This window comes from Type-E symbiont of Plautia stali, from assembly GCF_059731115.1.
Window position 1 is genome coordinate 2,340,909 of record NZ_AP035906.1, and the last position, 13,232, is coordinate 2,354,140.

At 54.0% G+C, this 13,232-nt stretch carries 11 protein-coding genes; 8 read left to right on the plus strand and 3 right to left on the minus strand.

All coding sequences use genetic code 11. From position 1 onward, the window contains the following. Window position 1 precedes the first annotated feature (1 nt). Window positions 2-1,912 carry a DNA repair helicase YoaA gene (gene yoaA / locus AC6I8L_RS10745; RefSeq protein WP_479398707.1) on the minus strand — a complete coding sequence of 637 codons (1,911 nt, stop codon included), beginning with the start codon at window positions 1,910-1,912 and terminating at the stop codon, window positions 2-4. A 123-nt stretch (window positions 1,913-2,035) separates the two neighbouring features. Here yoaA and AC6I8L_RS10750 point away from each other — a divergent pair, with 123 nt between their 5' ends. Then, window positions 2,036-2,380, plus strand: a complete 345-nt coding sequence (locus tag AC6I8L_RS10750) for a RidA family protein (protein WP_034828732.1) — start codon at window positions 2,036-2,038, stop codon at window positions 2,378-2,380. Window positions 2,381-2,397: 17 nt separating this feature from the next. Here AC6I8L_RS10750 and AC6I8L_RS10755 read toward each other — a convergent pair whose 3' ends face one another. Continuing rightward, complete coding sequence (locus tag AC6I8L_RS10755) at window positions 2,398-2,583, minus strand: YoaH family protein (protein ID WP_034828730.1); 186 nt, start codon at window positions 2,581-2,583, stop codon at window positions 2,398-2,400. Between the two features lie 110 nt (window positions 2,584-2,693). On the opposite strand from AC6I8L_RS10755, the gene pabB reads away from it, so the two are divergent. From pabB to pdeD, 4 genes are all read left to right on the plus strand, one after another. Then, window positions 2,694-4,052 carry an aminodeoxychorismate synthase component 1 gene (pabB, locus tag AC6I8L_RS10760; RefSeq protein WP_058962470.1) on the plus strand — a complete coding sequence of 453 codons (1,359 nt, stop codon included), beginning with the start codon at window positions 2,694-2,696 and terminating at the stop codon, window positions 4,050-4,052. After that, a complete protein-coding gene (locus AC6I8L_RS10765) occupies window positions 4,053-4,622 on the plus strand; it encodes a CoA pyrophosphatase (protein WP_058962468.1) in 570 nt (189 codons plus the stop codon). Between the two features lie 191 nt (window positions 4,623-4,813). Then, window positions 4,814-6,178, plus strand: coding sequence for an L-serine ammonia-lyase (locus tag AC6I8L_RS10770; protein ID WP_058962469.1), 1,365 nt, complete (start codon window positions 4,814-4,816; stop codon window positions 6,176-6,178). A 219-nt stretch (window positions 6,179-6,397) separates the two neighbouring features. Continuing rightward, window positions 6,398-7,960: a cyclic di-3',5'-guanosine monophosphate phosphodiesterase PdeD gene (gene pdeD, locus AC6I8L_RS10775; RefSeq protein ID WP_058960158.1), complete on the plus strand. Its 1,563-nt coding sequence runs from the start codon at window positions 6,398-6,400 to the stop codon at window positions 7,958-7,960. Between the two features lie 481 nt (window positions 7,961-8,441). Here the strand turns inward: pdeD and AC6I8L_RS10780 are convergent, their stop codons facing one another. Continuing rightward, window positions 8,442-10,007: a TerC family protein gene (locus AC6I8L_RS10780; RefSeq protein WP_058960159.1), complete on the minus strand. Its 1,566-nt coding sequence runs from the start codon at window positions 10,005-10,007 to the stop codon at window positions 8,442-8,444. A 511-nt stretch (window positions 10,008-10,518) separates the two neighbouring features. Here AC6I8L_RS10780 and manX point away from each other — a divergent pair. Genes manX through AC6I8L_RS10795 form a run of 3 tightly spaced genes read left to right on the plus strand, consistent with a single transcriptional unit; the run spans window position 10,519 to window position 13,202 of the window. Next, complete coding sequence (gene manX / locus AC6I8L_RS10785; protein ID WP_058960160.1) at window positions 10,519-11,484, plus strand: PTS mannose transporter subunit IIAB; 966 nt, start codon at window positions 10,519-10,521, stop codon at window positions 11,482-11,484. Between the two features lie 57 nt (window positions 11,485-11,541). Next, window positions 11,542-12,342 carry a PTS mannose/fructose/sorbose transporter subunit IIC gene (locus AC6I8L_RS10790; RefSeq protein ID WP_034828717.1) on the plus strand — a complete coding sequence of 267 codons (801 nt, stop codon included), beginning with the start codon at window positions 11,542-11,544 and terminating at the stop codon, window positions 12,340-12,342. A 14-nt stretch (window positions 12,343-12,356) separates the two neighbouring features. Beyond that, window positions 12,357-13,202, plus strand: coding sequence for a PTS mannose transporter subunit IID (locus tag AC6I8L_RS10795; protein ID WP_038646579.1), 846 nt, complete (start codon window positions 12,357-12,359; stop codon window positions 13,200-13,202). The last annotated feature ends 30 nt before the right edge of the window (window positions 13,203-13,232 follow it).

The window sequence follows — 13,232 nt, forward strand, 5'->3', positions numbered from 1 at the left end:
ATTAGTGCTTCTCTGGCTGGCGGACGAAAGCGATGGCACGCTGTAAATCGCGGGTACGCGGCGTGGGTGGCAGGCTATTGAGGAACAACCCGCCGTACGGGCGCGACACCAGACGCTGATCGCAAATCACCAGCACGCCACGGTCTTCCGTGTCGCGGATTAAACGGCCAACGCCCTGCTTCAGGGTGATCACGGCATCCGGCAGTTGCACATCATTAAAGGGATCGCCGCCACGCAGGCGACAATCTTCCATGCGCGCTTTGAGCAGCGGATCTTCCGGCGAGGTAAACGGCAGCTTATCGATAATCACCAGTGACAGCGCATCGCCACGCACATCAACGCCTTCCCAGAAACTGCTGGTCGCCACCAGCAAGGCGTTGCCGGCATCGAGGAACTGCTTCAGCAGCTGACCTTTACTGGTTTCTCCCTGCAACAACACCGGCAAAGTCATCGAGGCGCGAAATTCAGCGGCCAGTTCGCGCATCATCTTGTGCGAAGTACAGAGGAAGAAGCAGCGTCCTTTATTGGCATCGATCAGCGGTTTCATCATCTGTGCCAGCTTACGGGCACCGCCGGGTTGATTGGGTTCAGGCATATTGCGTGGTACACATAACAGCGCCTGCTGGGTGTAATCGAAAGGACTGTCGAGAATCATGGTGGTGGCTTTATCGACGCCCAATCGGCTGGAGAAGTGGCTCATCTGCTCATTCACCGCCAGCGTGGCGGAGGTGAATACCCACGCCGCTTTACGGTTATCCATCACTTCACGAAAACGTTCGGCGACCGATAGCGGGGTTAACGCCAGCGTAAAGTGGCGGCTGGTGCACTCATACCAGTAGCTAAAACCGGGTTCATCAATGGCGCGTAGGCGTTTCAAACGGGTGCGATACAGTGCCGCGCGTTCGAATGCCGCGTCCAGCAACGCCGAACGACCCAGCGACAATTTGATGACGTCGTAGCAAAGCTCCAGCGCATCATCCAGTAGGGTCAACATGCGCATGATGTTGTTATCGCTTAGCAGGTCACGCAGATTGCCGCGAAAACCCGGCTCGCCCAGTGTTAAGCGGAAATCCTGCGCGCACTGTGCCAGACGGTCGGCTGATTTCTGTAGCTGCTGCACGTCGCGCACTTCAGTGCGATAGGCAATAATGATGTCTTTGGCGAGATCCTGCAGTTGGCGGCTCGAAAGTTGCTGACCAAAGTATTGACTGGCGATATCGGGTAACTGATGCGCTTCATCGAAAATCATCACATCCGCTTCCGGGATCAGTTCACCAAAACCGCCCTCTTTGACCACCAGATCGGCAAGGAACAGATGATGGTTCACCACCACCACATCGGCATCCATGGCTTTTTTACGCGCTTTCACCACAAAGCAATCTTTGTAGAGCGGGCAGTCGCTGCCAAGGCAGTTATCATTGGTGCTGGTGACAAACGGCCAGATCGGACTGTCTTCGGCGACGCCGGAACAGCTGCTGACATCGCCATCCGAAGTTTGATTTGACCAGCTGCGCACGTTGATCAAATCCCCGAGCGCCTGCACGGTGAGATCGCCACCCGTTTGATTCTGCTGTTCGAGACGTTCGAGGCATAAATAGTTGGAACGCCCCTTCAGCAGGGCAGTTTTACCGCTGAACTTCAGGGCACGAGCGATGGTGGGCAAATCGCGGTTATACAGCTGATCCTGTAAGGCTTTGGATCCGGTCGAGATAATGACCTTTTTTTTCGCACGCAATGCGGGTGCCAGATAGGCATAGGTTTTACCGGTACCGGTGCCGGCTTCGACCACCAGCTCACCGCCCTTCTTCACCGCTTCCATGACCGCTTGCGCCATTTCACGCTGCGCGGCACGCGGTTTGAAACCTGGAATAGCCTGCGCCAGCGCGCCATCAGCTGCAAAATCGTCTGCCACACATCCTCACCGATTGGTCAAAAACACTGTAATTATGTCAGGATTCCCCTGAGGCGACCACAACAGATGACAGCGCCCTACAGGATATGGCAGGCTAGCGCAGCGAAATTACAGGAGAACACCATGACCATTACGCGTATTGATCCCGCCCCCCGCATGTCAGAAGCCGTTGTGCATAACCAGACCGTCTATTACACCAGCGTGCCAGAAAATCTGGATGACGATGCCGAAGCGCAAACCGCCAACGCGCTGGCGGTGATTGACGCGATTCTGACCCGAGTCGGATCAGACAAAAGTAAGATCCTTGATGCCACAATTTTCCTGGTCGATAAAGCTGACTTTCCGGCCATGAACCGTGCATGGGATGCGTGGGTTTCACCTGACAACGCGCCCGTACGTTGCACCGTGCAAGCCGACTTGATGAATCCGAAGTACAAAGTGGAAATCAAAATCATCGCCGCACTGTAATGTAACCCTTTCGGGCGTTATTCGTCTTCTTCGTCGTCTTCGAACATCGCCCGAATCGATTCACCCTGATAGCTCTGGCGGATCTCGTGTGCCACCTGCGCAATCGCCTGACCACTCGCCATGCCACCCGCCATCAATTCCTGGATACGTTCCACAGCTTGCTGCTGCTGTTCATGAGATAAAGCCGGAAGACCTGTAAACATTATTTGCTCCTGGTGCAAAGGGGGACGCATTATTCCATGAGGAACAAACAGGTGCCAGCGACAAAAAAATGTGCCAGGCTACGCGCCTGCTTGTTGGATTAATTAGCCCGATGATCGTAAAAACCCTTAACCTGAAGTATACGCCGGATGCGCTGTTGCACCGTTTTTCTGCGCTTGCTCATCGTTCCTGGGCGATGTTGCTCACCTCTGGCCATGCCGACCATGCCGATAATCGTTTTGACATTTTAACCGCCGATCCCCGTGCCACGCTTACCACGCGCGGCGAGATGACGGAAATCGACTGTGATGGCAAGGTGATCCTCTCCGCCGATGATCCACTGCACCTGGTGCAGCAACAGTGCGAAATGCTGGGCGCGACTCCACTGTTTGATGCTGATCTGCCTTTCCAGGGCGGCGCGCTGGGTTTGTTTGGTTATGATCTGGGACGCCGCTTTGAAATCTTACCGCAGCGCGCTGAGCAGGATCTGACAACGCCGGATATGGCAGTCGGCATCTACGATTGGGCTTTGATCGCGGATCATCATCAGCAAAAACTCACCCTGATTTCACTCACCGATGCCGGGCAACGCTGGCAGTGGCTGCAGGCGCAGGCGATTCCGCAGCCTAAAGCTTTTGCGCTAACCAGCGACTGGCAGTCAAACCTTAGTTTTGATGAGTACGCCGCGCGTTTTGCACAGGTTCAGCACTACATTCAAGCCGGGGATTGTTATCAGGTGAACCTGGCACAACGCTTTCAGGCTCGCTATCACGGCGACGAGTGGCTGGCCTTTTTACGACTCAACCGCGACAACCGCGCGCCCTTCAGTGCGTTTATCCGCTTGCCTAAGAGCGTCATTCTTAGCCTGTCACCGGAACGCTTTCTCTCATTGCAGCAGCAGGAGATTGAGACCCGACCGATTAAAGGCACTTTGCCACGCTTAGCCGATCCAGAAGCCGATCGCTTGCAGGCTGAGAAACTGAGCCATGCGGAAAAAGATCGCGCCGAGAACCTGATGATTGTCGATTTGCTGCGTAATGACATTGGTCGCGTTGCTGAACCCGGCAGCGTCAGCGTTCCTGAGCTGTTTGTGGTGGAACCTTTCCCGGCGGTGCATCATCTGGTCAGCACAGTACGAGCGCGACTACCTCAACATCTCGGCGCAACCGATCTCCTGCGCGCCTGTTTCCCCGGCGGCTCCATTACCGGTGCACCAAAAATTCGCGCGATGGAGATTATTGAGGAACTGGAACCGCAGCGCCGCAACGCCTGGTGCGGCAGCATCGGTTACATCAGCCTGTGTGGTCGCATGGATACCAGCATCACTATCCGCACGTTAATCGCTGAAAATCAGCATCTTTATTGTGCGGCAGGTGGTGGCCTGGTGGCGGACAGCGATGTGGAGCTGGAATATCAGGAGACCTTCCACAAGGTCAATCGTATCTTGCCCAGCCTGAGCGGCGAGGTTTAAATGAGCCTGACGCTTGACCAGTTCCTGAACCGCTTCGTGCTGCAGCCTCCTCTGAGCGCACCCAAAAGCGTGATCAGCGGCCGGCGAGCGGCCGTGTTGGTACCGGTGATCGACGGTGCTGAACCGGGGTTACTGCTGACGCGTCGCTCATCCCACCTGCGTAAGCATGCGGGCCAGGTAGCGTTCCCTGGCGGCATGCAGGATGCAACGGATGATTCGCTGATCCACACCGCACTGCGTGAGGCCGAAGAAGAAGTCGGCATTCACCCCGCTCAGGTTAGCGTCGTGGGTGTGTTACCGCCCGTGACCAGCAGCACCGGTTTTGCCGTCACGCCGGTGGTCGGCATTATTCCAGCGGACCTGCCTCTCAATATTAATCCTGACGAAGTGGAAAGCACCTTCGCGATGCCGCTGGCAGAAGCCCTGCGTCTCAGTCGCTACAGTGGACTCACCTTGCGCCGTGGTCATCGTCAACATCAGGTGTGGTTATCGTGGTATGAGGATTATTTTATCTGGGGCATGACCGCCGGGATCATTCGCGCATTAAGTCAGCAAATCGCCCTTCCCTGAGTTCCGCGCTGCATGTTACTTCCGCCATAAACTCGATCCACTTCACAGCCGCAGAATGGGATAACTATTTCTGTGGCTTATAATTAGTTTATTTCATGCGAAAAGCTGCTCGCTGAGTCACGCGGGCGATTACTATTAGCCGCATAAACGGCCTCAGCCGTACAGAATAAGATTTGTGAGGAGTGTCACCGGTGATTAGTGTTTTTGACATGTTCAAAGTGGGCATTGGCCCATCCAGTTCACATACCGTAGGTCCGATGAAAGCGGGCAAGCAGTTTGTTGATCTGCTGGCCGAACAGGGCAAATTGCAAGACGTGACGCGCATTGCCGTCGACGTCTATGGCTCGCTATCGCTCACAGGTAAAGGTCACCATACCGATATCGCCATCATTATGGGGCTGGCCGGCTTTGAGCCCGCCACCGTGGATATCGATAGCATTCCCGCTTTTATTAAAGACGTCGAGCAGCGCGAGCGTCTGCTGCTGGCGAACGGTGCACGTGAAGTCGACTTTCCACGCGAAGGCGGCATGGTGTTCCGCAGTGAAAATCTGTCGTTGCATGAAAACGGCATGACGGTTTTCGCCTTTGCCGGCGATCTGTTGATCCTGACCAAGACTTACTACTCGATTGGCGGCGGATTTATCGTTGATGAAGAGCATTTCGGCCAATCCGTACTGGATGAGGTCTCGGTGCCGTATGCGTTCAACTCTGCCAAAGAGTTGTTGAGCCACTGCCATGAAAGCGGATTGTCCCTTTCCGGTTTGGTGATGAAGAATGAGCTGGCGCTGCACAGCCGTGAAGACATTTATGCCTATTTCGGCAACGTGTGGCAAACCATGCAGGCCTGTATCGATCGCGGCTTAAATACGGAAGGCGTATTGCCGGGTCCACTGCGCGTGCCGCGCCGCGCTGCCTCGTTGCGTCGTTTACTGGTTTCTTCTTCCAAGCACTCCAATGATCCGATGAACGTGATTGATTGGGTCAACATGTTTGCCCTGGCGGTCAATGAAGAAAATGCCGCCGGTGGACGTGTGGTCACCGCGCCAACCAACGGCGCCTGCGGTATCGTCCCTGCGGTGCTGGCCTATTACGATCACTTTATTGAGACCGTGACGCCGGACATCTTCATCCGTTACTTCCTGGCCTCGGGTGCCATTGGCGTGTTGTATAAAATGAATGCCTCGATTTCAGGTGCTGAGGTGGGCTGTCAGGGCGAAGTCGGTGTGGCCTGTTCGATGGCTGCCGCAGGCCTGGCGGAATTGCTCGGCGCCAGCCCGGAGCAGGTGTGTGTCGCCGCTGAAATCGGTATGGAACATAACCTGGGATTGACCTGTGACCCGGTGGCAGGTCAGGTGCAGGTGCCTTGTATCGAACGTAATGCTATCGCCTCAGTGAAAGCCATCAATGCTGCGCGCATGGCGTTGCGCCGTACCAGTGAACCACGTGTTTCACTGGATAAGGTGATCGAAACTATGTACGAAACTGGTAAAGACATGAATGCCAAGTATCGTGAAACCTCACGCGGTGGTCTGGCGATCAAAGTTCAATGTGATTGACCAGATGTGTTGAAAAAATAATCAATTAGATTTTTTTCTGCATCTCACGCTACCTCCCTGTGAGTAAACCAGATACATTAATTTGCGCGCGGCCCTTAGTGGCCGCGCTGTTTTTTAGTGCCGCTTTTTTTCTCTGCGGTGCGCTAAACCTGGCCGCCTCAATGCCGATAACCTACACGTTAATTTGGCTTCAATTTTTGTTTTGCAAGGTGGTTACTGATGCTCATTCCCCAGCAATTTGTCGGTCAATTTCGCCGTAAGCGTTTGCTTATCGCGTTGGTGATCGCGGCGCTGGTTCTGATTCTCACGCTGACTTTTCGTTATATCGAAGAGAAATCGCGTATTGAGCAGCAGTCCCTGAATTTTGCCAGTCGCGCCATTGAGCGCTTTGACCGCATGTTCTCCCCGCTGGATGTCTCCGCCAACAACACGCTTGGGCTGGTTGGCGTGCCTTGCGCACAAGTTCGCTATCCGTTAATCGAAAAGATTTCTTCATTGCAGACCGTGCGCACCATCCTGCTGGTGCAGGATGACAGTATTTACTGCTCCAGTATTTACGGCCCGCGCAATATTTCGTTCAGCCAGACCTATCCGGAGTTGGCGATTAATAATCAGCGCATGATGCTGACCACCGATAATTACCTGCTAAAAGGCTCACCGGTCTTGCTGCTGTGGACACCCAAATCGCTGGATAATCGCGATGGGCTGCTGCAGGTTATCAATGTGGAATTGATGACAAATTATTTGCTGGAGCCGCAGTTACCCTGGGTCGAACGGGCCATTTTTAATGTCGGCGGACAGAGTCTGGAATATGGCAATCCGTTGATTGAAGAGACAGTGCCATCGGAAGATGAAGTGGCTTACGATCAGGCTTCACTGCGTTACCCCTACAGCATTACCTTGTATGGCCCTTCTCCGGCACGTCTGGCGTTGCATACGCTGCCTTCCCAATTGCCGCTCGCAGTGTTGCTGAGCTTGCTGATGGGTTATATCGTTTGGTTAGCCACCGCGAACCGCATGAGCCTCAGCTGGCAAATCAGCTATGGCATTACCGCGAATGAATTTATGGTTTACTGTCAGCCGCTGATCAATGCCAAAAGTGGTGAGTGCGATGGCATGGAGTTGCTGCTGCGCTGGCACAATGCGCGTCAAGGCTGGGTTGCGCCGGATGTGTTTATCCCGCTAGCTGAGCGTCAGAACCTGATAGCACCACTGACGCGCTTTGTGTTAGCTAAAGTGGTAGATGAGTTACCTAACCTGCCGCAATGTTCTTCTTTCCATATTGCGATTAACGTTGCCGCCAGCCATTTCCGCGATCGTGCGATTGTCGAGGATCTGCAAAGTATCTGGTGGCCCGCTAACCCGCTGCCGAAGCTGGTGGTCGAGTTGACCGAGCGCGATGCGCTGCCGGTGATTGATCAATCTGTGGTGTCGCAGTTGCATGAGATCGGCGTGCGCCTGGCGATTGACGATTTCGGTACCGGACACAGTTCCCTCGCCTACCTGAAAGACCTGAAGCCAGACGTGCTAAAAATTGACAAGATTTTCACTGCGGCCATCGGTACCGACGCGATTAACGCCACGGTGACAGATATGGTGATTTCGCTGGCGCAGCGTTTGAACATTGCGTTAGTGGCTGAGGGCGTGGAAACCGCGGAGCAGGCACACTATCTGCGTGAGCGCGGCGTGGATCATTTACAGGGCTATTATTACGCCCGTCCAATGCCCATCGAAGATTTCCCTGTGTGGCTGGAGCAGCATCAGGTGCATCTTAGGGCCTGATGTTGGGTTGGATTGTAGTGTCTGATGCTGGGTTGGATTGCTCTGTTTGATGGTGCGTTCGATTGCTCTGTTTCATGATGCGTTCGATTGCTGTGTCTGAGGGTGCGTTCCAGCCAGTAAAGGGGGATGTTCCGTAAAGACGGCGTGAATACATCCCTGTAGCCTCGGACACCGCATCCCTGCGGCGTACGCTTTACTCCTCATCCCCCTTTACCGGCTTCATGTGGCATTTTTGCGGTCTGTACAACGCTGTACCTGGATTAGGTCAATCGCGTGGAGCGTTTAACATACTCGTTCATGACCTATTCCTCAGAGAAAGTGTGGAAGGTGTCAACGCCATTCAGGGCGAAACACATACTGCTTAATCACATCTTCCTAAGTGAGTGAGTAAAATGTGCCAACGCTATTTAGGACGGGTCACAGAAATAAAAAAGGCCGATATCGTGGATATCGGCCTTTTCGATGACAATTAACTTAGCCCTTACGCCTCATGCTCTTCATCTTCATGCGGCTTATCTTTGGTTACGCGCACCAGGTCGATACGATAATCCGTAGCCTCAATGATTTGGAAATGCAGGGGCGGCAGGTCGATGATCTCACCAGGCTGCGGCAGTTGGCCTTTCTGGGCAATCAACAGACCCGCCAGCGAGGCATGATCTTCTTCCCGATCCACCAGCTCATGGTGGTCGAGCAACTGCTGCAGTGAGTGCAGATCGGTACCGCCCTTCACTAACCAGCCATCACCATCCACGATAATATCGGGCGTTTCATCTTCATCCGGGAACTCACCGGCAATCGCTTCCAGCACGTCCAGTGGGGTAATCAAACCTTGCACCACACCAAATTCGTTGGTGACGATGACAAAGCTGCCTTTAGCGCGGCGCAGTACGCCCAGCAGGTTGATCGGATCCAGCGTTTCAGGCACCACTATCGCCGGAGTGGTAGCAGCAAACGTCGCCACGTCCATACCATGCTCCAGCGCCACCAGCAGTTCTTTAGCACGCACCACGCCGATGATCTCATCCAGCTCACCGCGACATACCGGGAACAAACTGTGCGGCGTGTCGAGGAGCTGAATACGGATTTCATCCACCGGACGTTCAGCATCAACCCATGAGATATTGCCGCGTGGCGTCATGATGCTACGAATGGAGCGCTGTGACAGCGTCAACACGCCGTTGATCATATAACGCTCTTCGTCTTTAAATGCTTCCTGTGGCATCGCCTGCGTCAGCGAAGCTTCTTCAGTGGTCACCGGCTGATGACGCTGGCGACCGCCCATCAGGCGCAAGATCGCTTCAGCCGTACGTTCTCGCATCGGCCGATGTTCCTGATGGCGAATAAAGTTACGACGCGCAATTTGGTTGAACAGCTCAATCACAATCGAGAAGCCAATTGCGGCGTACAGATAGCCTTTCGGAATGTGGAAACCGAAGCCTTCCGCCACCAATGACAAACCGATCATCAGCAGGAAGCTTAAGCACAGCACCACGACTGTCGGATGGGCATTGACGAAGTTGGTCAACGGCTTCGAAGCCAACAGCATCACACCCATGGCAATCACCACGGCGGTCATCATCACCGGCAGATGGTTGACCATACCCACTGCGGTAATCACCGCATCAAGCGAGAATACCGCGTCCAGCACCACAATCTGGATCACCACGGCCCAAAAGCTGGCATAACCTTTGTTGCCCTGATGTTCCATGCCGCGGTTTTCCAACCGCTCATGCAGTTCCATGGTTCCCTTGAATAACAGGAACAAACCACCGAACAACAGAATTAAATCTCGCCCGGAAAAACTGAAATCGCCTACGCTGAATAGGGGTCGCGTCAATGTCACGATCCAGGATATCAGCGACAGCAGGCCCAATCGCATCACGAGAGCGAGTGACAGACCGATCAGACGCGCTTTATCACGCTGTTTCGGTGGCAACTTGTCCGCCAGGATGGCGATGAACACCAGGTTGTCGATGCCGAGAACGATCTCCAGCACGATCAGCGTTAGCAAACCCGCCCAAATTGAGGGGTCGAAGAGAAATTCCATCAATGACTCCTTACAACACAGAGGGGCGAACGAGATTGAGCCTGCGCGGTGAAGCGAGACGAGAGATCGTTAGCAAATGAGGTCACGCTGAAGAGCGTTGTAGTGTGCGCCAGAAAGCGCTGAGAACATGTTGAGCGACGTCGGTGACGGTCCATATAGGTGAGCTGAAGCCCGATACTCCTGAATATTAAACAGAACGCTAATGTATCAGTTACATCAACAACGTCAAAAAATTTTATTACATTTACAAACAACTGCACAAACGCAGGAATAACGAACATAAATGCAATTTTGCAGCGTTACGCTCGAAATAGCTGACAAACATCACATAAATTATTTTTTCGCACACTAAAATAAATCGCGACCTTACTGCTGTGCAGCGGACAGTTTCGGAACATTTATTGATGCGACTCTTCATCTTAGACCCAAACGATCCACCTGAATCAACAACGGTAATTCTCAATGATTCCCGGCAATGCCAGAGAATCTCTCATGCGAACGGAGGTAGCAAGTGACCATTGCTATTGTAATTGGTACACATGGCTGGGCGGCAGAACAGCTGCTTAAAACAGCAGAAATGTTGTTGGGTGAGCAGGAAAATGTCGGATGGATTGATTTCGTGCCCGGCGAAAATGCAGAAACGCTAATCGAAAAGTATCAGGCGAGACTGGCAGAACTCGACACGTCGAAAGGCGTGCTGTTCCTGGTGGATACCTGGGGCGGCAGTCCATTCAACGCGGCCAGCCGCATTGTGGTGGATAAGCCGGATTATGACGTCATCGCCGGGGTGAACATCCCGATGCTGGTGGAAACCCTGATGGGGCGCGATGATAATCCATCCTTTGAGGAATTGATTCATATTGCCGTGGAAGCCGGCCGCGAAGGTGTCAAAGCCCTCAAGACCGAAACCCCTACCCCGGAAGCTGTAGCACCCGTTGCCGCACAAGCCCCGGCGCAACCGCAAAAGCCTTTGGCACCGGGCGAGCACATGAAGATCGGCCTGGCGCGCATCGATGACCGTTTAATTCACGGCCAGGTGGCAACCCGCTGGACCAAAGAGACCAACGTGACTCGCATCATCGTCGTCAGTGATGAAGTGGCTAATGACCATGTGCGTAAAACGCTGCTGACGCAGGTGGCCCCTCCTGGCGTGACCGCACACGTGGTGGATATTGCCAAGATGATCCGCGTGTGGAACAACCCGAAATATGGCCGTGACCGCGTGATGCTGCTGTTCACCAATCCTACCGATGTGGAACGGATTGTGGAACAAGGCGTGGATATCAAGTCGGTCAACATCGGCGGCATGGCATTCAAACAGGGTAAAACCCAGGTCAACAACGCAGTTTCGGTCGATCAGAAGGACATTGAAGCCTTCCGTAAACTGAATGAACGCGGTATTGAGTTGGAAGTGCGTAAAGTTTCAAACGACCCAAGACTGAAAATGATGGACCTGATTGCCAAGGTCAATCAGTAGTTCGCTTTTGCCTGCGCTGGCGGGCGAATACTTGAGACCTTGCTGAGGAGAAAAGCAATGGAAATAACCACGCTACAAATCATCCTGATATTTATTGTGGCTTGTATTGCCGGGATGGGTTCGATTCTTGATGAGTTCCAGTTCCACCGTCCACTGGTGGCCTGTACCTTGATTGGTGCGGTTCTGGGTGACATGAAAACCGGTATCATCATCGGTGGTACGCTGGAAATGATCGCGCTGGGCTGGATGAACATCGGTGCGGCGGTTGCACCCGATGCGGCACTGGCCTCCATCATTTCAACCATCCTGGTTATCGCGGGTGGCCAAAGCGTTGGTGCGGGTATCGCACTGGCAATTCCACTGGCGGCAGCCGGTCAGGTTCTGACCATCATCGTCCGTACCATCACCGTTGCCTTCCAGCACGCTGCCGATAAGGCCGCCGAGAAAGGTAATCTGAGCGCCATCAGCTGGATTCACGTCTCTGCACTGGTATTGCAGGCGATGCGTATTGCAATTCCAGCCCTGATTGTGGCGATTTCAGTGGGTACCAGCGTGGTACAGGAACTGTTGAGCTCCATTCCAGAAGTGGTCACCAACGGTCTGAACATCGCCGGTGGCATGATCGTGGTGGTCGGTTACGCGATGGTCATCAACATGATGCGCGCAGGCTACCTGATGCCGTTCTTCTATCTGGGCTTTGTGACGGCGGCCTTCACCAACTTCAACCTGGTTGCTCTGGGCGTGATTGGTGTGGTCATGGCGGTGCTGTATATCCAGCTGGCGCCGAAATATAACCGTACAGCAGGCGCGGCCGCTGCCGGTCCTGCACACAATGACCTCGACAACGAACTCGACTAGGAACAGGTGAAATCATGGTTGATACAACTAACACGCAAAAGAAACTCACCCCGAGCGATGTCCGTGGTGTGTTCATCCGCTCTAACCTGTTTCAGGGTTCATGGAACTTTGAACGTATGCAGGCGCTGGGCTTCTGCTTCTCAATGGTGCCGGTGATTCGTCGCCTCTATCCTGAGAACAATGACGATCGTAAACAGGCGATTAAACGCCATCTGGAGTTCTTTAATACCCATCCATACGTGGCAGCACCGGTGCTCGGCGTTACCATGGCGATGGAAGAGCAGCGTGCTAACGGCGCGGCGATTGATGATGCCGCGATTAACGGCATCAAAGTCGGCCTGATGGGACCGCTGGCGGGGGTGGGTGACCCGATCTTCTGGGGTACCGTTCGCCCGGTGTTTGCTGCACTCGGTGCCGGTATCGCGATGAGCGGCAGCTTGCTCGGTCCCCTGCTGTTCTTCATTCTGTTTAACGCCGTGCGTATGCTGACGCGTTATTACGGTGTGGCGTATGGGTATCGCAAAGGCGTGGATATCGTCAGCGATATGGGTGGCGGCTTCCTGCAAAAACTCACGGAGGGGGCGTCGATTCTCGGCCTGTTTGTCATGGGGGCGCTGGTCAACAAGTGGACACACGTGAACGTGCCGCTTGTGGTGTCGCGCATTACCGATCACACCGGCAAAACCACCGTGACCACCGTTCAATCGATCCTCGATCAGCTGATGCCGGGCTTAATCCCGCTGCTGCTGACCTTCGGCTGTATGTGGCTGCTGCGCCGTAAAGTTAACGCACTGTGGATTATCGTGGGCTTCTTTGCCCTGGGTATCTTTGGTTACTGGATCGGCCTGCTCGGTCTGTAATCATCTCGCCGGGGGCTACGGCTCCCGGCA